At 44.6% G+C, this 21,970-nt stretch carries 15 protein-coding genes; 7 read left to right on the forward strand and 8 right to left on the reverse strand.

Annotated elements, in window-relative coordinates:
* The first annotated feature begins 139 nt into the window (after positions 1-139).
* From BAE46_RS03375 to BAE46_RS03385, 3 genes are all read left to right on the forward strand, one after another.
* A complete protein-coding gene (locus BAE46_RS03375) occupies positions 140-391 on the forward strand; it encodes a hypothetical protein (RefSeq protein WP_141567177.1) in 252 nt (83 codons plus the stop codon).
* A 487-nt stretch (positions 392-878) separates the two neighbouring features.
* Positions 879-1,139 (forward strand): helix-turn-helix transcriptional regulator, encoded by a 261-nt coding sequence (locus BAE46_RS03380; RefSeq protein WP_006002116.1) that lies wholly within the window; start codon positions 879-881, stop codon positions 1,137-1,139.
* A 1-nt stretch (position 1,140) separates the two neighbouring features.
* Positions 1,141-2,439, forward strand: coding sequence for a type II toxin-antitoxin system HipA family toxin (locus BAE46_RS03385; RefSeq protein ID WP_070111759.1), 1,299 nt, complete (start codon positions 1,141-1,143; stop codon positions 2,437-2,439).
* Between the two features lie 602 nt (positions 2,440-3,041).
* On the opposite strand, the gene BAE46_RS03390 is transcribed toward BAE46_RS03385, so the two are convergent.
* Positions 3,042-3,335 (reverse strand): hypothetical protein, encoded by a 294-nt coding sequence (locus BAE46_RS03390; RefSeq protein WP_070111760.1) that lies wholly within the window; start codon positions 3,333-3,335, stop codon positions 3,042-3,044.
* Positions 3,336-3,719: 384 nt separating this feature from the next.
* Positions 3,720-6,026, reverse strand: a complete 2,307-nt coding sequence (parC, locus tag BAE46_RS03395; protein WP_006002124.1) for a DNA topoisomerase IV subunit A — start codon at positions 6,024-6,026, stop codon at positions 3,720-3,722.
* 174 nt (positions 6,027-6,200) lie between these two features.
* Here parC and BAE46_RS03400 point away from each other — a divergent pair, with 174 nt between their 5' ends.
* A complete protein-coding gene (locus BAE46_RS03400) occupies positions 6,201-9,371 on the forward strand; it encodes a hybrid sensor histidine kinase/response regulator (RefSeq protein ID WP_171901005.1) in 3,171 nt (1,056 codons plus the stop codon).
* Here BAE46_RS03400 and BAE46_RS03405 read toward each other — a convergent pair.
* The 3 genes from BAE46_RS03405 to BAE46_RS03415 form a co-directional block, all read right to left on the reverse strand.
* The gene (locus BAE46_RS03405; RefSeq protein WP_006002129.1) at positions 9,368-10,069 is read right to left on the reverse strand and encodes a DUF2982 domain-containing protein; all 702 of its coding nucleotides are present in this window, start codon (positions 10,067-10,069) and stop codon (positions 9,368-9,370) included. The genes BAE46_RS03400 and BAE46_RS03405 overlap by 4 nt on opposite strands.
* Before the next feature lie 94 nt (positions 10,070-10,163).
* Positions 10,164-13,328: an efflux RND transporter permease subunit gene (locus BAE46_RS03410; protein ID WP_070111761.1), complete on the reverse strand. Its 3,165-nt coding sequence runs from the start codon at positions 13,326-13,328 to the stop codon at positions 10,164-10,166.
* Positions 13,329-13,331: 3 nt separating this feature from the next.
* Positions 13,332-14,591 (reverse strand): efflux RND transporter periplasmic adaptor subunit, encoded by a 1,260-nt coding sequence (locus BAE46_RS03415; protein ID WP_070111762.1) that lies wholly within the window; start codon positions 14,589-14,591, stop codon positions 13,332-13,334.
* Positions 14,592-14,765: 174 nt separating this feature from the next.
* On the opposite strand from BAE46_RS03415, the gene BAE46_RS03420 reads away from it, so the two are divergent.
* The gene (locus tag BAE46_RS03420; protein WP_070111763.1) at positions 14,766-15,407 is read left to right on the forward strand and encodes a TetR/AcrR family transcriptional regulator; all 642 of its coding nucleotides are present in this window, start codon (positions 14,766-14,768) and stop codon (positions 15,405-15,407) included.
* A 37-nt stretch (positions 15,408-15,444) separates the two neighbouring features.
* Here the strand turns inward: BAE46_RS03420 and BAE46_RS03425 are convergent, their stop codons facing one another.
* Positions 15,445-16,347, reverse strand: a complete 903-nt coding sequence (locus BAE46_RS03425; protein WP_216094980.1) for a DMT family transporter — start codon at positions 16,345-16,347, stop codon at positions 15,445-15,447.
* A gap of 222 nt (positions 16,348-16,569) precedes the next feature.
* Between BAE46_RS03425 and BAE46_RS03430 the strand changes: the two genes are divergently transcribed.
* Together BAE46_RS03430 and hemL are read left to right on the forward strand one after the other, a co-directional pair.
* Complete coding sequence (locus BAE46_RS03430; RefSeq protein ID WP_006002139.1) at positions 16,570-17,595, forward strand: aspartate carbamoyltransferase; 1,026 nt, start codon at positions 16,570-16,572, stop codon at positions 17,593-17,595.
* A 74-nt stretch (positions 17,596-17,669) separates the two neighbouring features.
* Entirely contained in the window at positions 17,670-18,956 is a 1,287-nt protein-coding gene (hemL, locus tag BAE46_RS03435) for a glutamate-1-semialdehyde 2,1-aminomutase (protein WP_006002140.1), read from the forward strand.
* Between the two features lie 311 nt (positions 18,957-19,267).
* Here hemL and BAE46_RS03440 read toward each other — a convergent pair whose 3' ends face one another.
* Together BAE46_RS03440 and ggt are read right to left on the reverse strand one after the other, a co-directional pair.
* Complete coding sequence (locus BAE46_RS03440) at positions 19,268-20,224, reverse strand: Dyp-type peroxidase (RefSeq protein ID WP_006002142.1); 957 nt, start codon at positions 20,222-20,224, stop codon at positions 19,268-19,270.
* Positions 20,224-21,918 carry a gamma-glutamyltransferase gene (gene ggt / locus BAE46_RS03445; protein WP_006002144.1) on the reverse strand — a complete coding sequence of 565 codons (1,695 nt, stop codon included), beginning with the start codon at positions 21,916-21,918 and terminating at the stop codon, positions 20,224-20,226. Before ggt ends, BAE46_RS03440 begins: the two co-directional genes overlap by 1 nt.
* Positions 21,919-21,970: the final 52 nt, after the last annotated feature.

Consider the following 21,970-nt stretch of genomic DNA (forward strand, 5'->3'; position numbering starts at 1 on the left):
TTTTAACGATTATTAAATGTCAATTACCTTGGCCGGTCGCATTGCCTCACAAAATACCACACTACCCATAGGTCGTTGCCTCATCTAAGATGACACTACTTGTACATTGCGATGTAGGGGATATTTGATGATGAGAACAATGAGCTTAACAACAAGGCGCGAGTTGCTAGATAGTGTTAGGCAACGATATGAAAATGCTAATCGGATTGATAAAGGGCGAGTATTGGACGGCTTTGTTGCTGCCACTGGATATGAGCGCAAATACGCAACACGACTTCTCAATAATGATGAAACAACCACAGCGCTCAGAAAACGACACGACTCCCAGAAGTACGACGAGCAAGTTAAGCAAGCGCTGATTTCCCTTTGGTGCGCGGCGGATCAAATTTGACACGGCTTCGGAGACGGAAAATTTCTTGCGCATAAGCATGGTTTTTAAATGGGATTATTTGATATTTTTCGGCCAAATTATTTTAACCAACTGATACCAATGAATATTAATAGAACGTTTTGTACCTATTTAGCCCAAGTAGGCCTTTCACAGTTTTATAATCGACAGATTTCTATCTACAATTTATGTTTGTTATTCGTGATTTTCGTCACAGAAAAATCATATATGTATAATAAATGTAACTACAAGTTAAAAGACGGTTAAAGGCTTAGGTTAATTTCTTTTGTCTGAACAATTGCTCAGTATGATTTCTTTGCCCTTTGATGTTGACCTAACTTCGCATTAGTTCAAGTTTGTACAGTACATGGTAATACCTCACAAGGTATAAGTTGACACATATACCGGCTAGGGTATAGTTAAACCTATATACCTCTTGGGGTATAGGCTTTTGCTTATACCTTCAAGGGTTTAATAGTGGAGAGGCTTAATGAAGCTTAACAACTCAAAAGAGCTGGCAGATTATATAAAGCGGCATCGAAAAAAGCTTGCTCGGACGCAAGCCGATGTGGCCGAGCATGTTGGTTTAATGCAAAAAACCATCTCGGCTATTGAAAACTCGGCGGGTAGCTCGCGTATTGATACATTATTTAAAATTGCACATGAATTAGGTCTATCAATTGAGTTGAAGCCGAAACATCCATCACAAAGCGACCACAAGGAAAGCAGTCGCTGGGATAAGGAGTGGTAATATGGAAATGATGGTAAGCCTTAACGGGATCAAAGTAGGTACACTCTCAAAAGATAAGAACGCAGGACTACATTTCTCCTATACCGAACAGTGGATGGAGCGCCCCGGCGCACGTCCCATTTCTTTGTCGTTGCCTATCACGAAACAAAAATATTCTGGCGATGTGGTTTATAATTTCTTTGACAATTTGCTTCCAGATAGTTCTGACATCCGAAATAAAATACAAGCCAGATTCAATGTAGGTTCTGGGCATTCGTTCAATCTTTTGGCGGCAATAGGCAATGACTGTGTGGGTGCTATTCAGTTGTCTTCAAAACAGCCTGCGTCAGTAAACAAAATTTGCTACAACGTATTATCAGCGCAAAAAATTGAAAAATTATTGCAAGGCTACAAACATACGCCTCTTGGCATGGAAATCGACGATGACGATTTTCGGATTTCGATTGCGGGTGCTCAGGAAAAAACCGCTTTACTTAGAATTGGTAAACAATGGACAAAACCAATAGGTGCTACACCAACCAGCCACATATTAAAATTACCAATGGGCGAGTTGCCGCAAGTAGGTATCGATTTAACCGATAGCTGTGAGAACGAATTTATTTGTTTGGAGCTTGCTAGAGCCTTCGGTTTTAGTGTGGCCAATTCAGAGGTGCTATACTTTGGCAAGCAAAAAGTATTAAGCGTTGAGCGCTTTGATCGCAAATATTCATCTGATGGTTCATGGCTTATGCGCCTCCCTCAAGAGGATTTTTGTCAGGCAATGGGCATTTCGTCAGCGCAAAAATATCAATCAGCTGGTGGCCCCAGCATCGCAGACTGCATAAATTTACTCACTGCTTCGTCTAACGCTAAAGATAGAGCAACATTTTTTAAGGCTCAGATCTTCTTTTGGTTAATTGCCGCGATTGACGGCCATGGTAAGAATTTCAGCATATTCTTAGAGCCTGAAAACCGATACCGCATGACCCCATTGTATGACATCTTGTCAGCGTTTCCTGTCATGTCGAAAAAAGCCTTACAGCCGCAAACGATCAAAATGGCAATGTCTTTAAAAGGTAAAAATATCCATTGGAAATGGAACAACATTCAGCCTCGTCATTTTGTATCGACTGCTGAGCACGTAAAGTATCCTGTAGACAAAGTTATATCCCACTATGAATACTTTATTGATAATGTGGAAGATGCCATCGCTAAAGTCGAGGGTAAAATTACAAAGAACTTTCCAACCTATGTTACAGAGGCTATATTTAAAGGGCTGAGGAAACAAGCAACCAAAAAGTTGTTGATTGATAAACGCTAAAGGTATTGTCAACTTATGCAACTGAGCCGACTAAATTCGCCGAAATAAACATTAACCTAAGTTTTGGACACAACTCACCCTATCCCATTCTGCGAAGGAGCGTTCACAGAAAGCGCTCCTTGGTTCCTGTTGTCACTTTTGCGGGTACTGTCAAGTTATCGTAGACACCAGAACAATCTAGGGTGTCCGAAAAAGGTTGACCACGTCAAGAGCAACTGGACTCGAAAAGATCATCATATCCTCAGGGTAATAAAATCGATAATAAAACGGGTTGGTTGTTTGCTACAATCGCGCGTCATTTACAAGATAACTATAAACTACAGTATAAAAAGCTGGAAGCAGGTCGTTCTATAAATCAGGTAATTAAATCGATTGTAACTACTGACTAAGAGACTCGTCATTGTTACACCAAGCAATTAAATCGGCTTCGGAGGCAAATACTCTATCCAGCTGAGCTACAGGTGCATAAACAACAAACATCAACAACCTAGCGGCTGCCCGACAAAATATGCAAGGTCAATAAACTAACCCGAAAGTCATCACAAAACATATCGCTGGCCAGTTTAAAGATTTACACTCGTTTTTCCAGTCTTATTTGCGACTTATGGATTTTTCTTATCGTCTTCACCTAGCTCAATCACAATCGGCAGAATTACTTTAGGCTTTGCCTTTTCAGCCTCTATTTCCTTACTTTTTTGATAATCACGAAAATCATCTTTATAATCTTCGATGGTCACCGGTTCGCCCCGAAGGCAGCGATCGCGGTCTTGTTCAATGTATTGATCACAGCGCTGCATACGCTGTTGCTGTTCAGTAAAATCGACGTCTTTTGCGATACAGCCCGTTAATAAAATAGCGCTAACTATAATAGCCATACTGTAGTATTTTTTTGCCATGATGTTTTATTCTTCCTTTCAATATTCTCTTACGTTTAAATACGTGTTCAGCGTAAATAAATATCATAAATGATTGCTTATTAACCACTTACGCCATAGTACGAGAATGAGTTTATCTGACACTGCGACTAAGCGCTTATCTTAATACATAAGCCGATGAATAATTAAGTTGAAGACAATAAAATTATAAAAATAGCCAAGCAAGGCGACATAAAAATCAGTGACAGCATCTAAGTTATTGAGCTGCCTGACCAGGTCTTATTGCCCGGCGTAATGGATATGCACGTCCATTTAAGCTCTGACGCAACCGGCAACTTCCTTGCTTCGCGCAGTAATTCGATACCACGGCAAACCGTAAAGGCGGCTAAAAACGCTGAAATTACATTAATGGCCGGACTCACCTTCCGTTGAATCGCCTTTAACGCCACCTTTAGACACTACCACTTCAATCTCAACACTATCAACGCGCTGCAATCCCCTAGGCAATTTATTCCCACGGCGCCCCCTTTCCCCGTAGTAATGACTCAAGTCAGCAGGCGACAGCAACATGCCGCGCTTACCCGCCACCACTTTTACGCTAGCGCCTTCAGGTACAACCATAAGCTGAGTTAAGTACTCTTCGCGCGTTTTTGCTTTAGCAGAAGGTATATTCATCAGCTTATTGCCTTTGCCCTTGCCTAAAATCGGCAAATCGCGCATTGGAAATAACAGCATACGCCCGTCGTTTGAAATACTTAAGCACCAGTCGGTAGCCACATTGCTTATAGCGATAGGCGCCATTATTTTCGCCGCCGTAGGTAATGACACATAGGCCTTACCCGCTTTGTTCTTGGTCAGCATATCTTCAAAGCTAGACACAAAGCCGTAGCCTGCATCGCTGCCAATTAAAAACTGTTGTTTGTCTTGTGCCATCAGCACAAATACCGCGTTTTCACCCGCAACAATCCCAAACCGCCCGGTCAGCGGCTCGCCTTGGCTGCGCGCAGAAGGTAATGAATGCGCATCACAAGAGAAACTGCGCCCGCCCGAATCGAGGAACACCACGAGTTGATTACTTCTGCCTTTAGCGCTGGCTAAAAAGCCATCGCCCGACTTATAACTAAGCCCTAATACATCAACATCGTGCCCTTTCGCGCAACGCGCCCAGCCTTTGTCAGACAGCACCACGGTAACAGCCTCTGACGGTATTAGCTCTTTTTCAGACAGTGCTTTAGCTTCACCACGATACACAATGGGGCTTCGGCGATCATCCCCGTAAGTGTGCGCGTCGGCCAATAGTTCTTTTTTCATGAGCGTTTTTAAGCGCCTGTCAGATCCTAACAATAGTTGCAGTGCATCGCGCTCTTTGGCGAGTTCGTCTTGCTCGCCGGTAATTTTCATTTCTTCTAGCTTGGCCAAATGACGAAGCTTAAGTTCTAATATCGCTTCGGCCTGCCTGTCAGACAGCTTAAAGCGGCTCATTAGCACTTTTTTAGGCTCGTCTTGAAAGCGAATTATTTCAATGACTTCGTCTATATTTAGAAAGGCAATTAACAAGCCCTCTAATATGTGCAGACGTGCAAGAATTTTATCAAGACGATACTGTAGCCTGCGCGTGACGGTGTTTTTACGAAACACCAGCCATTCGGTTAAAATGGTCACTAGGCCTTTCACTTTAGGACGCCCGTCTAGCCCTATCATATTAATGTTAACGCGGTAGCTTTTTTCTAAGTCGGTGGTAGCAAACAGGTGCTGCATTAGCTGTTCAATATCAACTCGGTTAGAGCGCGGCGTAATCAGCAGGCGTGTTGGGTTTTCGTGATCAGACTCGTCGCGCAGGTCTGACACCATAGGTAGCTTTTTAGCCTGCATTTGCGCCGCAATTTGTTCCATTATTTTACCGCCTGATGCCTGATGCGGAAGAGCGGTAACAATAATATCGCCACTGTCTTGATGATAAACGGCGCGCATTCTAATAGAGCCGCGGCCACTTTCATAAATTTTAGCAATGTCGCTTTTAGGCGTAATTATTTCTGCGTCGGTGGGGTAGTCTGGGCCTTGCACAAACTCAAGCAATTCGCTTAGTTCAGCCTTGCTGTTATCCAGTAAATGCGCGCACGCGTTAGCTACTTCACGCACATTATGCGGGGGTATATCAGTTGCCATGCCTACGGCTATGCCGGTTATACCATTAAGCAGAATATGCGGTAAGCGCGACGGAAGCACTAAAGGTTCGTCTAAGGTGCCGTCAAAATTTGGCTGCCAGTCGGCGGTGCCTTGGCCAAGTTCGCTCAGCAACACTTCACTAAATTTAGACAGCTTGGCTTCGGTATAACGCATGGCCGCAAACGACTTTGGATCATCCGGCGCGCCCCAGTTACCCTGCCCGTCTACCAGCGGATAGCGGTATGAAAACGGCTGTGCCATTAACACCATCGCTTCATAACAGGCGGAATCACCGTGAGGATGAAACTTACCTAATACATCACCCACCGTGCGCGCCGATTTTTTATATTTCGCATTGCTATTTAGGCCCAACTCAGACATCGCATAAATAATGCGCCGCTGCACAGGCTTTAAGCCATCGCCAATGTGCGGAAGAGCCCGGTCCATAATTACATACATTGAATAATTCAGGTAAGCGTCTTCGGTAAAACGCCCCAGCGGCATTTGTTCAATACCATCACTATTAATAGTGGTGTCGTTATTCATATTGCTCGACTCTTTATAGTTCTATTTATTGTAAAAGTGCTTGTAATATAACTAAGGCTTAATCTGTGTTAGCCAGCATGGGCAAAGTATTCTTTTTATTGTCTATACTTATTACAGCGTACATTTTATATTAAACCCATGGTAGCGTATTTTAATCAAAAGCATAATAGACCCTTGCACAAACATAAGCGACTCATTCAGTTTTTTTTGCTCATTTGCTGTGTAAGTGTTCAGTTCGTGGCGATTGCGAGTAAAAAGACCATTATTGTTGACGACAGCTTTACCTCGCGCCTGCTATCGCAAGAGTTTTCAATATACTATCAAGCGTCCAGAGCGCTCAGTTTTGACGAGTTTAAAAAGTCTCGTCATTTACTCCCCTATCGTAGCTTTAACACGCCAAACTACGGCTTCGTTCAAAAAGGTGCATGGCTGTATGCGAAAATTGAAAATCGCAGCGATATCAGCCGATGGATGCTCGAAATTCGGTTTTCCCAAATGCAACACGCACAAGTATTTATCACGTCACAAGGTACGTTAATACAATACCTTAACGACGGTATCCAGAACAAGACAAGCCCCTACCCGCTGCCTTCTTTTGAACTCGACTTACCCAGTAACACACCGCTTGAAATGTATATTTATATTAAGTCGAGCAGCATGGTGCTAGTAGCACCTATATATTTGCACACCGACAAGGCCCAACGTACGCAGTCTATGCTCGACTTCAGTATATGGGGCGTGTTTTACGGCGTCTTATTAGTACTTTTTGTGTATGCGATTACATTTTTTGCGTATAAAAACCGCCTTATCGGCGCAGTGTACATTGTGCACTTGTTCATAATGCTGTTGTTTCAGCTTTTGTGGAGTGGCCACACGGCATTATTGTTTGATTGGATAAACACGCTATTTTTGTATGTGCGGGCCGAATCAATGGTTATTGCAATGTGCATAAGCGCCACCTTGCTAAATTTACTGCTCGTGCCAAGCAAAATGCATCGGCCAAAAATCCGCATTATGCTGCGGTATTTACTGTATGTTAATTTACTCTTCTTTTGTGCTTTTTTGGTGCCCGGCTTTTTGCCTCAAATTAAGCTCGGCATTACTTATGCACTATGCTTTGCCACCCTTTCAATTAATTGTGCTATATGTATTAACGCCTTTATCAACGATTATTTTCCCGCACGAGCACTGCTAATAGGCTGGGCGTCTTCAATAATAGGTTCAAGCTTGAGTATTTTGTTTATCTTTGGCATCTTACCCAACAACCCTTTTCATCAGCATATATTTCACTTTACCTTACTTGTGCAAACAGGCATATTTTTACTGGCAATGGTACTGCGCAATCAATACAACTTAGAGCTTGAAGTAAAAGAAGCTGAAAGCGACGCACTAAGTAATTTCGATGTTATTGAAGAACAAAATGTCCGCTTAGATTTAGCGCGCAAAGAAGCGATTAAAGCAAGTGAGATTAAATCGCAGTTTTTAGCCAACATGTCGCATGAAATAAGAACCCCACTTAATGCTATTATGGGCTTTAGTAAAGAGCTTGAAAACAATCAAAACATGCTTGAGCGCGAAGAGCATGTGCGCATTATAAACTCTGCTGCGACCGACCTATTAACGGTGGTTAACGATATTCTTGATCTTTCGAAAATGGAGGCTGGCAAACTAACCTTAAATACACGGCCTTTTTCACCTCGCAACTTGCTTGAAGATGTGGCTGCTTTAATGTCTAAAACGGCACACTTAAAACAGTTAGAGTTTATATTTGAGATCCATGAACTGCCACATTCTTTGCTCGGCGACGCCTTTAAAATAAAACAATTACTGATTAATTTACTGAGCAACGCACTCAAATTTACCAACTATGGTTACATAAAGCTAAGCGCTAGAGTGAGGGAGCAAACACAAAGCCATGCGACCCTAGAGTTTGAGATAAAAGACAGCGGTATAGGTATCAATCAAAGCGATATAAGCAAGATATTTACCGCGTTTCAACAGCTTGATGACGACTTAAACCGCTCATTTCAAGGTACCGGTTTAGGCTTGGTTATTTGTAAAGAACTCGTGAATTTTATGGGCGGTAAAATCACTGTATTAAGCGAACCTGCCCAAGGCAGCACGTTCACCGCTAGCATTGGATTTGGTATAGACTTCAGCACAAAGCGGCTGAATAAAACGCGTAGATTTGAAGATAAAACGGCGTATATTATTGACGACTGGAATGAATCGAGCCGCGCTTCTAAACTACAGCTAGCAGCGCTTGGGTTCTTAACCGTAACATTAAAAGAGGTTTCCCAGTTAAAAAATTACGCCATTGGCAACGCGTATGTGTTTATTTTTTTACCCTTTAGAAATCTGCAAAACCGAAACCACGTTAATAAACAGCGCAACGAAATGCGCATTGTTAATACTGTATTTGTGTATTCGGGCCCTGAGCCAAACCAACTAGAGTTGGATGCCACTTTAGCGCCACCTAAATTTATACGCATGCCATTGACGAGTCGCAAACTCAAAGATTTAGACACTGCTGCGCATAAACCAAATGAAGGGGCTTCACATGAACATGTCAAGAAACTTCCCGCAATTCGAATGCTGGCAGTAGACGATATGGCGCTAAACTTGCGCCTGTTGCAAACGTGGCTTAAGGCATCCCCTGTTATTTTGGATGTGGCCTATGACGGCGAAAGCGCTATTGAACGCTGTACAAATACCGATTACGATTTAATCCTAATGGATATTCAAATGCCCGATATGGACGGTCTAAAAACCACTCGCTTTATTCGTAAAACTGAGCTAAATATAGGTACACCCATTGTTGCAGTAACGGCACATGCAATGGAAACTGAGCAGCAGCACTTTTTAGACTCTGGGATGGATGATTTTTTATCGAAACCAATCAGTATTAATAACGTGGTTGCATTGATTAATACGTGGTGCGAGCAAGTGCCAGATAGTAAACAAAACGCCGTAATTAACAGCGCTGTCACGAATTCAATTGATTGGGAAACTGCGTTAAAGCTTTGCTACCATAATCACGACTCGGCTATTGAGTTCTTAGATGCATTCACGCATCGATTAACAACACATGCCGCACAAATTGAATCAGGATTAAAGCAGCAGCGTAACGATTTAGTATTAGCGAGTATTCATAAACTCCACGGGGCATGCTGCTACACCGGGGTTCCACGTTTACAAGACTTCTGCCAGCAGGCTCAAAACATCTTAAAAACCCATCAGGATGAAATACTTCCTGAAACAATTACCTTCCTACTGCTTGAAATAGACAATATTATTGAAATATGGCCAAAACTCAGAAAGAGCTTGCTTACGTCACCCCACTAGTTAGGTTGAGTTAACTGCAGGCTGTCTTGACACTCGCGCAAGAACTTAACGAAATCTCTACCGTCGCGGTCTAGTTCGTTTACCGACAGGTAAATCTCATACCCTATGCCTTGCTGTAGTCTGCGCATTCTGTTGGCAAACATAGCGCTTACACCAGTGATCATGACGCCGTCTAGGCGCTTGTATTTAACGTCGTTAATAATGTCATCGCCAGGACAGTGGCCAGTGGCGCAGTCACTCATGGCTATTTGCGTCACGAGTGGACGCTGCTCCATTAGCAAATGCGTGATTAAGCGCATCGAAATATTACCCAGAAAACGTTCGGGGTCTTTCAACTTAAAGCCAACCATTTCTAAGTCAATATGCTCTAAGCCTTTGCGCACTCTCGGTACGTCTATTCTTTGAATGTTTTCCCATTCAAGGCGCCATTTGCCTTTACGGTGGTGATACACAATGGCCTCTTTGGTAATTTCAAGGCTGTGTTTAGGCTCGCGCAGCTTGTAAAAGCCAATCACAAAAGCCACTATGCTACCGCTTAAAAACATAATGCCCACTAAAAAAAATAACTGCGGCAGCACCAGAATAATAACGGTGCCAAATAAGGCCACAATACCGCCTACCAGCAGGCTGGTAATGCCATTGCCAGCGGCTGCCCCTTTGATAAAAATTGCTTCAGGCTCTACATTAGTACCAGACATAAAAATATAACAACATTATGATAATTGCGCGTACAACAATATACCGTGATCGCTTGCAAAAAGCACAGTCTGTGTCACCGTTTATGAAATTTATTCACGATGCGTGTAAACCGATTTGTTGTGCATGCGACGACTGGCGTCTAAAGCGAGCCCGACATAGCGTTGCTACTAGCACAGGTGTAAACACAAGTGAGAGTATTACCGAGAAACCCACGCCACCGGCAAGCACCACTGCTAATGGCGGCCAAAATGTCCCTTCACTGAACAAGAGCAAAGGAATTAGTCCGCCCACTGTGGTGAAGGTTGTTGATAAAATATGCCTAGAGCAACTCATGGTTTCGTTTACTATGGCCACCGTATTGCCTTTCATTGCATCAGGGTTTGCTGCTATTGCAGCAATAACCACAATAGATCCGTTAATAGCCACGCCTATTAGGCCGGCGCTGCCTAGCAGTGGGTTAAAACCAATGGGTAAACCCGAAAGCCACAGGCTTAAAAAACCTAAGCCCACAGACAATACCGCCACAACCGCGATAACCGCGGCAAAGCGCACACTGCTAAAGCTCAAAATTAAAGCCGTTATCATGAGTACCAGCAACACCGGTAGGTAGGTGGCCAACTGGCCTAATGCCTGCTGTTGCTCGTCTGCATCACCTGCCATTTTTATGCGATAACCGGGGGGCAAGGTAATGCTACTGTCAATAATACTGCGAAGCTGCTCGCTTACGCTTACCGCAGCGATACTAGGTAATAAATACGCTTGTATTTTATTTACGCGCTCACCGTCTACCCGCGTTATACCGCTAATACTGGGATTTATTGTGAGTGTGCCCAGCGCACCTACGCCAATTACTTGCTTGTTTTGACCTTGTCCGCTTATAAGCGGTATGGCGTCTAATTGGGCAAGAGTAGCGCGTTTTTCTTCACTTATACGTACTCGAATATCAAGCTCTTCGGTGCCTTCTAATATTGACCCACCGGTGCGGCCGATAAGAGACGCCTGCAGCTGTTGAGATATTTGCGACAGCGAAAGCTGCGATAAGTAAGACTGATTTTCGCTCACCTCTAGGACTATTTCAGGCTCACCCGACGTAATCGACACCAAGGACTGAGTAATCCCTGGTATTTTGGTCATAGCGACACGCACTTGCTGACCCAGTTCATCTAAGACCGCTAAGTCGGTCCCATATATGTCAACTTCAAGAGGGGCTGCTATGGGCGGACCTTGGCCAAATTTACGCACCACTATTTTAGCATTTGGCAGGCTGTCCTGTAGCTCATATGTTAAGTCGACTATTAGGGTTTCAGCTATCGCAACCGATTCAGTGGTAATAACTGCATTAGCAAAATTTGGGGCATTGTCGCGGCTCATTACTTGGTTGTAATACACCGAAGGAGTAGACGCGCCTATCAGCCATGTAACCTGCCGTATACCTTCTTTTTTGGCGATAAAAGCGTCGGCTTCAAGCACAGTTTTATAGGTGTTTTCAATACTACTACCGTCGGGCAATATGACATATATTTCGAACTGGTCCCTATCTGCGCTTGGGAAAAACACATTCGCTAACTGCTGCGATAGCACAAAACCCATCAGGCAAAACCCCACCACAATAGGCAACACCAGTAATGGTCGTTTAATCGCTTTGCCAATTACCTGACGAAAGGCCTGCGACACCTCTGGTAGTTGATATCCTCGCTTATACCACGGTGCACTGGCATCTGCCTCGCGCGGCAAATAACGTGCTGCTAAAGCTGCAATAAGGGTTAATGAAATAGCTAAGGATCCGATAAGTGCCATCACTACACTTATGGCAATAGGCCCTATAAAATCGCCAATATTACCTGCCAGTAAGAAAATGGGCATAAACCCCAAAATAGTGGTTAGGGTTGACGCTAGCAACGGTGAGAATAAGTGACTGACACTTTTTTGCAAAACAGCTAAGCGCGACATGTGTTTGTCAAGCAGATTTAAGCGTATTTCGTCGGTAATAACAATAGCATTGTCTATGAGCAAACCAATGGCGATAATAATCCCAAAAATAGACATTTGGTGTATTTGCTGATTAAAGAAAGTCAAACTAAACACCGCAAAGCTAGCGCATAAAGGCAAGGCTAGGCCTACAATCCAAGACGCTTTGGCCCCCATAAAAAACAGCACCACTAGCATTACCACGACGCTGCCGAGCAAAAGATTGCCGCTGAGCTCGCCTAAGCGAGCTTCTGTATATTTGTTTTGTTCAAATATTATCTCACTGGAAATTGAATTACCAAATTCTTCATTGAACTGCGCTAGTTTATCCTTTACGCCTTGAGTCCACTGGTCTACTCGCACCGAGGTTTGCATGCGCGCTGCAATCATAATGGTGCGCTGTGAGTTTAATAAGGCTATTTCAGAAAAAGGCAGTGCGGGGCCTTTTTCTATGGTGGCAATGTCTTGCAAACGCAAATAATTACCGTTGACGACCTGCAATGGTATTTGCGCGAGCACTGCGGTGCTTGCTAAAGGCTGTGACACCTGCAGGCGCATTTCTTTATAAGGATTACGAATAATGCCGGCAGGTGACTTAGGATCGGCTTGCTCTATACGCTGGCTGACCTCACTTAACGATAGTCCGCTTAGTGCAAGCTGCTGTGGGTCTATCACCACGGTAATTTCTTCTACCGGCTCGCCGTAAATCAGTACAAGCTCGGTGCCGCTTACATTTCGGATACGATCTGACAGTTCGCTGGCCATTCGCCCTACTTGCGTCAACTGGGTGTTTTCAGGGTATTTCGCAGTGACTGACAACAAGACAGTAAAGGCGGTTGCACCGCGCTTGTCTTCTAGTACCGGGGCGTTTGCGCCTGGGGGAAAGCGTTTTGAGGCGTCGTCTATGGCGTCACGTATTTTAGAAAAAACCTGCTGGTTACTGCTGCTGTCTATTGCGTCTTGTAGTTCTACGAAAACAGAGGAGAAACCTGCTTTGGAGGTCGACTTTATTTCCTTTATTTCAAACAACTGGCGCAGTTCATCTTCTAGTACATCACTGACTAAGGCCTCTACCCGCTGCGCTGAAGCACCCGGGAAACTGGTTAGCACCGCCACGTTGCGTAGGTCTATACGAGGATCCTCAAGGCGCGGCAAAGTATTAATAGCTGACAAACCTGCCACTAAGATGATAATGATACTTAAGGCTAAGAGGTGACCCTTACGAAAAAAAGCGGTGTACCACGGATAACTGGTTGCACTATTTTGTTCCTGCGGTGATGGTGAACTCATCGTTTATAGCCCTTTTACTGCAGTGGCTTTTGAACGGGCCGATGCATGCGTAAACTGGTTTTCTACCTCAACTACATTGCTCACACTTTGCTGAGGCACTAAGCGATGAATACCCGATACCACTACTTTTTCGCCGTCGTTAATAGCGCCGCTAACAAAAGCATTTGTGTTGTCAGCATATTCAATTGACACTAAGCGTGTTTGAATAGTGTTGTTAGCGTCAACCACATACAGCGTCCACAAGCCTCGCACACTGCTGGCTAATGCAGAAAGCGGCACCCATGCACCGCGCGTTTGCATCGGTATGTCAACGGTGAGCGACACCAAATCACCTGAGATTATCAGCGCTTTTTGCTGCGCGCTTAAAAGGTTCTGGTCTATACTAAACACTGCATCGATAGTCCGAGTGGCTTGATTACGCTGTTTAGCAACTGAGGCAACTTGCGCCATAAATATCTGATCATGCATAGCCAACTGCCGGTTTTCGCCAATGCTAAGACCAAAGGCGGTTTGCTCAGGCAAGCCTATGCGTGCTTCTAGCGCATCTTTGGCTAAAATAGAAAATACGGCTTGCCCGGCATTAAGCACGGTGCCGGCGTCTACATACTGGCGCACAACTTGGCCAGCAAATGGGGCCTTAAGAGATGATTTAGCTAATTCTACGCCCAAGCTAGCTAAGCGAGCCTGTGCCTCACTTGCTGCTGCGTTAGCGGCGTCTAACTGCGCCTTAACTTCATCTAAACGTTGCTGCGGCTCTAGACCCTTTTCGACTAGCTGTACAATACGCGCTTCGGAAAGCTTGGCTAAGGTAGCGTCGGCTTTAGCGCTTTGCAGTTCACTGTTAAGTTCGTTTTCGCGCGCTGCTAAGCGAGCAGTATCAAGATTAGCAAGGACTTGACCTTTCACCACCGAAACACCTTCAAGCACCGCTAGCTGACGTAAAGTGCCGTTTAGCTCAAAACCAATATCTGATTGTTGCACCGCGCCAATTTGTCCATATACCACACGCGGCTTAATATAGCTGGCGTGCATCTTAATTATGCTTACTTCCACCTTCGCCTGCTGCATGACCAAGAGCTTGTCTTCATCTAAAGCCAGCGCCGATTGATTGCCTGAAAATATCATGAGTATCGCTAGCAGCGCAAAGCTCACCACGGTAATAAGCGCTAATAGCAGTCTATTGGGCTTTACTGGTTCAATACCAGAAGGCGCAAACTTTGGGGGGTTCGATTCTTGGAGGTTATCGCGATTAGACTCTGGCATGTATTATTTTCCGAAAAAAAGCTCAAAGCAAGTTTGCCAATCCTTGTTAAAAATGGACATTGCTTGGGGTAGAATGGCATACTAGAATAAATATACTAGACTGTACAGTCTAGTAATGTTAAATTTTCGCCATCAGAAAAAAAAGCACCAACTTGAGCAGGTAAGTATTTAAAAATGACAGTGTCAAACACGCCAAAACAGCCCGTGCTTGGACGGCCTAAAAGCGCGGCTAAACGTCAGCAAATTTTACGTAGCGCTGGTGAACTGCTGTTGTCGCTTGGCTATAGCAACACCTCTATGGATGCGCTTGCAAAGCACAGCGGCGTGTCAAAACAAACCGTTTACTCACACTTCAATAATAAAGAAGCGTTGTTTAACGCGGTGATAGAAAGCAAATGCAAAATGTACCAGGTAGAAGAGGCAAGTGTGTGTATTGACACCCAGCCTTTACGGGCCATTTTGAGCAGCATAGGCCTTTCTTTAATTAGCTTACTGAAAGACGACAACGTTATTGCGATGTATAAAGTGGTGATTGGTGAGTCCAAGCAAGACTCATCCGTTGGGCAATTATTTTACGAAGCTGGGCCGCTGCATAGTATAAATATGGTGTCTGAACTGCTGCAAAAACATCCGCAAAGTCAGCTTAGCGAGGCACAGGCTTATGAAGCGTCAATCGATTTTTTTAATTTACTGAAAAGTGATTATCATATGCGCGGCATTTTACACTTGCCATATGAACTAACTCAGACGCAGCAACAAGGTTTAGCCAATACGGTTGCTCGCAAGACTATTGCTTTATTGGCTGTAATGACATGAAAAAGGCAACTATGTTGGCACCGTAGTCCTAGTTTGGTCAATTTTTCTGAGGCACGACCTTCACTTTTATCATTACCATAGCAATACCGCCCAGCACCATAGCCTGCGCAATTAACAGTGGTAGCGTTATCGCTTCACTTACCCATATAAGACCACCAAAGGCAGCAATTACCGGCACCATTAACTGCACGGCGCCCGCCTGTACGCGGCTAAGGTTGGGCAACGCAACATACCAAATCGCATACCCCAACATAGATGTGACTACGCCCGATACCACCGCCAACCCCACACCTTGCGCCGACAGCACCGCAGGCATTAACAAATAAATCAATAGCAATGGTATGCAAAAAACAGCACTAAGGATAAAATTACTACCTGTATCGAGAAAAGGAGCCGAAGATCCTCTGCCTAGCAAGGTATATACGCCCCAAGCAATACCCGCAATCGACATGCATATTAAGCCAAATATCGACAGGATGACATCCTCCCCTACAAGCTGGGAATACACGAGTAAAAACAGGCCGCAAAAAGCAATAAACACACCCACAATATGCAGCCAAGGCAAGTATTCTTGTTTATAAATGCTTACCCCAATCATGGTTAATTGCACCATGCCAAACAGCACCAAAGCGCCCACTCCCGTGCTTAGCTGCACATAGGCAAACGAAAACCCCGTAGCATATAGCAACAGCATCATCGCACCCAGCCATCTTTGGCTTATAGCCTTAAACGCTTGTTTTAACGTACATATTGCATTAATGTCATCGCGTCCACTTAGCGCTAAAATAATAACAAAGACTACGGCGCCTGACATTAAACGAATAATAGTAAAGCTAGTCGCATCTATTTGGCCCTCGCCTAGGGCTAGCCGGCACAGCACTGAGTTACCCGCAAAGGCCAAAAGCGCAAAAACGGTCGTAATTAAAGTTTTGATGGTCATTCTTGTCATGTCAATAGTTTACTACACAAAGGTGGGTGGCTGCCTTGGGCTTTTTGGATTAAAAATAAGCTTGAATAGCGAAAATTTGATATAATGCGGCGCGCCTTATTGGTCATATTTATTATATTTTGAATATCGCACTAGTAAAGTGTCAGTTTATGACCACCCTATTGACACGCGGTATTTCTAAGTACCACTATTAAGCACTATGGATAAACTAACATGAAGTCTTTTATTGGGGAACATATACTCAGCGTTGATCAGTTTGATCGCAGCGCGGTAGAACATGTTTTTGCCGTTGCCGACAACATGCAGCCATATGCATTGCGTAAAAAACGCACCACCGTGTTAGACGGCGCTATTTTAGGCAACTTATTTTTTGAACCAAGCACTCGCACCCGTGTAAGCTTTGGCACCGCCTTTAATTTATTAGGCGGTGAAGTACGCGAAACCACCGGCATGAGTAATTCAGCGTTGGCAAAGGGTGAATCACTATACGACACTGCGCGTGTATTAAGTGGATACAGCGACATTATTGCAATGCGCCATCCAGTGTCAGGCTCGGTGGCTGAATTTGCAAAAGGCAGTCGAGTACCGGTTATTAACGGCGGCGACGGTGCAAACGAGCACCCCACCCAAGCGCTGCTAGATTTGTACACCATCGCTAAAGAGCGTGCCTCCTTTGGACACGGCATAGACGGTTTACACATTGCCATGATTGGCGACTTGAAATTTGGCAGAACCGTGCATTCACTTGCCACCATGTTAAGCTTGTTCAAGAATATAAAGTTTACGCTCATCTCACCAAAAGATTTAAGCATGCCCAGCAAGGTATGCGACGTAATAAGCTCTGCGGGGCATTCACTCACCATTACGCAAAAACTCGAAGGACTGGTTGAAGCTGACATTTGTTACCAAACGCGTATACAAGAAGAACGCTTTGCCACGCAAGAACAAGCCAATCAGTTCAGGGGGAAGTTTAGACTGAACCAGCAAATTTATACGCAGCACTTTAAATCGCAAACGGTCATTATGCATCCGCTACCACGAGACTCTAGAGCTGAAGCGAATGAGCTCGACAACGATTTAAACGTTCACCCTAATCTAGCCATATTTAGGCAAACCGACAACGGCGTATTGGTAAGAATGGCCTTATTTGCACTTACATTAGGGGTACACAACATTGTCAAGGATTATGACCGCAGCGTGCACTGGTTTAGCAACAAAGGGGCACCTGCCAAGACGTGACAGCCAAATTGTAGCAGCCCTTATACTGCTACAAACATCTTCAACCTTATTAAACAAAAGAGAGCCAAAGATACATGACTAATTCTGAAACTTTATTTGCTAGAGCACAGCTTACTATTCCAGGCGGCGTTAACTCTCCGGTGCGCGCGTTTAAAGCGGTAGGCGGTACACCGCGTTTTATCGCCCGTGCTGACGGCCCTTACATGTTTGATGTAGATAACAACCGCTATATCGATTACATAAACTCATGGGGCCCTATGGTACTAGGCCATAATAATCAGGCTATTCGTGAAGCGGTAATAAAAGCGTCTGAAAACGGCTTGAGCTATGGTGCGCCTACCGAGGCAGAAATACAAATGGCCGAATTAGTGTCATCTATTGTGCCGTCTATGGAAATGGTCAGAATGGTAAATTCAGGCACCGAAGCCACCATGAGCGCAATACGTTTAGCACGCGGATACACCGGCAGAGACAAACTGCTTAAATTTGAAGGTTGCTACCACGGCCACGCCGACTCGCTGTTAGTAAAAGCCGGTTCTGGCGCGCTCACGCTTGGGGTGCCAAGCTCACCAGGCGTGCCTGACGATGTTGCCAAGCATACGCTCACCGTCGACTTTAATAATATAGATTCGGTTAAGCAAGCCTTTGTTGAACACGGCCATGACATTGCCTGCATTATTGTAGAGCCGGTTGCTGGGAACATGAACTGCATTTTGCCTGTGCCCGGATTTTTAGAAGGCCTACGCACTATCTGCGATGAATATGGCGCGGTGTTAATTTTTGATGAAGTGATGACGGGGTTTCGCGTTTCCTTGGGCGGCGCGCAAGAACGTTTTAATGTGATGCCCGACTTAACCTGCTTAGGCAAAGTGATTGGCGGCGGCATGCCCGTAGGCGCCTTTGGTGGCAAACGTGAAATTCTCACGCATATTGCCCCCACGGGACCTGTGTATCAAGCGGGAACGCTGTCAGGTAATCCTATTGCTATGGCCGCTGGTCTGTGTGCACTAACGCAGCTAAAAGCAGAGGGCTTTTACGACAGTATTTTCAAGAATACCCAAGCCATCGCTGATGGTTTTCAGCAAATGGCCGATAAAAATGGTATTGCACTTTCAACCAATGTAGCAGGCAGTATGTTTGGTATCTTTTTTACGGATGAAAAAGTAACGAGTTATAAGCAAGCGACAAGCGTTAACCAAGCTCAGTTTAATCAGTTTTACCACAGCATGCTAAGTGAAGGCGTTTATATGGCGCCGGCCTCATATGAAGCAGGTTTCGTCTCAAAGATGCACACCAGTGACGTTGTCGACGCTACCATAACTGCCGCAGACAAGTCGTTTGCTAGGATTACTGCTAAATAAATGACATCCTTTGCTGTTATCTCTGTCATTTTGGCGCTTTATGCGGTATCCACTGCCGCGCTTTGGTACATGCAAAAACGCAATAATAAAGTGCACATTTAGAAAGTGCACATTTAGCAAAACGATGCGGATAAGGCTGAAGATATCGTACTTATCCATCATATTACTACCTGCAAAAAAATCGCGAATGAAACAGACTGAGATGGAAAAGTACGCGTTTAGAAAAATTAGCACTTGCACAGATACATTGCATTCTTGCCAGCGCTGATTACGCTCACAACAGCGACAGACATTACGACCTCAAATAGCCGCTAACCTTTTTCAGGCTCGTTGCTTTGGGTTTCACTTGCAGCAAGAGTACTTTGACTTCGGATAAAGCCAATAGAGGGCGCAAAAAAAGCAGCGCCCGTTTCCGCGCTTGAATAATCAAGCAGTTTGTCGTAATGACCATTGTCATCACCATAAATCCGGCTATGAAGTAAATTTTTGAAAGCCTGGGGGTGATTGCTACAGGCGATAAAATAGAGGCCTTGAGTGGTCATATCGCCATACGGCATACTCTGATTCAAAAATATAGGATACTCACCGCCTGGGCCCACAATTTTAGTTCTAAAAGCGTGTGAGTCTAAGCCAGATCCCATCACATCCATATTATGCTGTTTGGTTTTACCCATTACTTGCTGCTGATGCTTGTCTGACAGCTTACTCCATTTTGACATATCATGCCGATAGCGTTGAATATGAATGTAGGAGCCATCGGCAAAGGCCTCATCGTCATTGCCCACTAAGCTAATAGCAAATTTTTTGCGTCCGCGGGGATTTTCATCAGCAATTAAGAAACCCGTCCAGTTGCGTCCATCTAAATATCTAAAGGCTTGTACTTGTTCAACTAGCTCAGTATGTAGTTTCAAAGACTGCATAACTTCCATGCCCAATGCTTGACAAATGTCTAAGCGATCGGCGCGTATTTGCACAAACAAATCACACGGCAATACTGGTGCACAACGATCTTCGCACTGCATATCAGGGAAGGGTCCAAGCTGCGCTGGTCGATTACTAGGATATAGATCATCCCAAAACGCGCTGCCTACCCCAATTACGCCCGACACCATCGCCTCGTAGTGCTCCTCGTTAAAGTGTTCAAACAAATCTAGCAGCGCTGCCAGCTTTAGGCGCACGCTTGATACGTCATCGTCTACCACATTGAAGAGTAGATACAGTGCGTGCAAATTAGGTTCCGCGCAAACACCTTTTTGAGCTTGAGTCATTAATAACCAGCCGCTTGACCATCTTTTCGAGATTCAGATGCGCCATAGTAAACTTTATTTTTACTATCGAACATGATTGCCTGATAGCCGCCAAACGAGCCTAAACTGTCCCGCATTGTGTGGCCTTTTTTTATCAACTGCCGGCGCGTTTGTTGGCTAAAACCGCTTTCTAAACTAACATAGCCGCCGTCTGTCATAAGCTTGCCCATTGGTGTGCTAGACCCGGTGTGCAGTATTCGCGGCGCGTCGCCTGCCTCTTGTATATTCATACCAAAATCTACCATGTTAATAACAATTTGCGCATGCATTTGCGGCTGAGTACCGCCGCCCATAACACCAAAACTCATTAGTGGTTCGCCGTTTTGGGTAATAAACGCCGGAATTATAGTATGAAAAGGCCTTTTGCCCGGTGCGTATTGATTAAAATGCCCTTCCTCCAAGGCAAACATTTCACCCCGATTCTGTAACACAAAGCCCAAGTCTGTTGGGATCATGCCCGAGCCCATGCCGCGGTAGTTACTTTGAATTAACGACACCATGTTGCCTTCTTTATCTGCCACAGTTAAATAGATGGTGTCACCTTCATTTATGCCGGCATCCACGCGCTTGGTCGCTGTTGTAGGCGAAATAAGCGCTTGGCGGGTTTTGGCGTATTCTTTGGAAATTAACCAATCCACGGGGATTTGATTAAACAAAGGGTCGGCATAAAATTTAGCACGATCGGCAAAGGCTAACTTTTTCGCTTCAACAAAGGTATGCACGTACTCAGGCGAGTCGTGCCCCATGCTTTGGATGTCGTATAACTCAAGAATATTTAAAATTTGCAGGGCCGCTATGCCTTGGCCGTTTGGCGGTAGTTCCCACACGTCATAGCCTCGGTAGTTGCTAGACACCGGTTCAACCCAGTCAGAATAGTGGGCAGCCATGTCTTGATAGCTTAAAAACCCGCCTTGGTCTTGCATAAAGGCACCAATGGTGCGAGCAATATCGCCTTTATAAAACACATCACGGCCACCGGTGGCTATTTTTTCATAGGTGTTCGCCAGCGCTGGGTTTTTAAACACTTGGCCTTTTACGGGTGTTGTACCATCAATGGTGAACGTGTCAGTAAAGCCTGGATATTGACCAATGCGCTTTTGGTTACTTTCAAAGTAATAAGCGATAAGTTCAGAAACAGGAAAACCGTTGCGAGCATAGTTTATAGAAGGCGCAAGCAACGTTTTCATGGGTAAAGTGCCAAAGCGTTCACTTAGCATAAACCAGCCGTCTACCGCGCCGGGCACTGATACCGGCAGTGGACCAAATTTTGGAATTTCAGTGATGTTGTTTTGCGTGAAGTACTCTAAGGTTAAAGACTGCGGAGAACGACCTGATGCATTCAAGCCATAAAGTTTTTTAGTTTTAGCGTCCCATATAATAGCAAATAAGTCTCCGCCAATACCACTGCCCGTTGGCTCCACTAAGCCTAACATAGCATTTGCTGCAATAGCTGCATCTATAGCATTGCCACCGCTTTTTAAAATATCAAGCGCAACTTGAGTGGCTAAGGGTTGGCTGGTCGCTGCCATGCCGTTTTGCGCAATAATCTCTGAGCGACTCGCAAAAGGAGCACCAGTTATGCGATCATAAGAAAAGGCGGTGCCGGCAAGGCCAATACTCAGTACCGTAAGGATAGAAAAAATACGTAATGTCATAGCAAACTTACCTCTAATTTTTGAGTTATACTTATAATAGAGAAGAACATAG

This window comes from Glaciecola punicea (assembly GCF_001756615.1).
GTDB classification, from domain to species: Bacteria; Pseudomonadota; Gammaproteobacteria; order Enterobacterales; family Alteromonadaceae; genus Glaciecola; species Glaciecola punicea.

What these genes read in the sequence shown, in the direction of transcription:
- BAE46_RS03415 (WP_070111762.1), bottom strand. Translation starts at nt 14,591, where the DNA reads ATGCCAGAGTCTAATCGCGATAACCTCCAAGAATCGAACCCCCCAAAG.
- BAE46_RS03380 (WP_006002116.1), top strand. Translation starts at nt 879, where the DNA reads ATGAAGCTTAACAACTCAAAAGAGCTGGCAGATTATATAAAGCGGCAT.
- BAE46_RS03405 (WP_006002129.1), bottom strand. Translation starts at nt 10,069, where the DNA reads ATGTCTGGTACTAATGTAGAGCCTGAAGCAATTTTTATCAAAGGGGCA.
- BAE46_RS03425 (WP_216094980.1), bottom strand. Translation starts at nt 16,347, where the DNA reads ATGACCATCAAAACTTTAATTACGACCGTTTTTGCGCTTTTGGCCTTT.
- parC (WP_006002124.1), bottom strand. Translation starts at nt 6,026, where the DNA reads ATGAATAACGACACCACTATTAATAGTGATGGTATTGAACAAATGCCG.
- BAE46_RS03390 (WP_070111760.1), bottom strand. Translation starts at nt 3,335, where the DNA reads ATGGCAAAAAAATACTACAGTATGGCTATTATAGTTAGCGCTATTTTA.
- BAE46_RS03430 (WP_006002139.1), top strand. Translation starts at nt 16,570, where the DNA reads ATGAAGTCTTTTATTGGGGAACATATACTCAGCGTTGATCAGTTTGAT.
- ggt (WP_006002144.1), bottom strand. Translation starts at nt 21,918, where the DNA reads ATGACATTACGTATTTTTTCTATCCTTACGGTACTGAGTATTGGCCTT.
- BAE46_RS03375 (WP_141567177.1), top strand. Translation starts at nt 140, where the DNA reads ATGAGCTTAACAACAAGGCGCGAGTTGCTAGATAGTGTTAGGCAACGA.
- BAE46_RS03440 (WP_006002142.1), bottom strand. Translation starts at nt 20,224, where the DNA reads ATGACTCAAGCTCAAAAAGGTGTTTGCGCGGAACCTAATTTGCACGCA.
- BAE46_RS03385 (WP_070111759.1), top strand. Translation starts at nt 1,141, where the DNA reads ATGGAAATGATGGTAAGCCTTAACGGGATCAAAGTAGGTACACTCTCA.
- BAE46_RS03410 (WP_070111761.1), bottom strand. Translation starts at nt 13,328, where the DNA reads ATGAGTTCACCATCACCGCAGGAACAAAATAGTGCAACCAGTTATCCG.
- BAE46_RS03420 (WP_070111763.1), top strand. Translation starts at nt 14,766, where the DNA reads ATGACAGTGTCAAACACGCCAAAACAGCCCGTGCTTGGACGGCCTAAA.
- hemL (WP_006002140.1), top strand. Translation starts at nt 17,670, where the DNA reads ATGACTAATTCTGAAACTTTATTTGCTAGAGCACAGCTTACTATTCCA.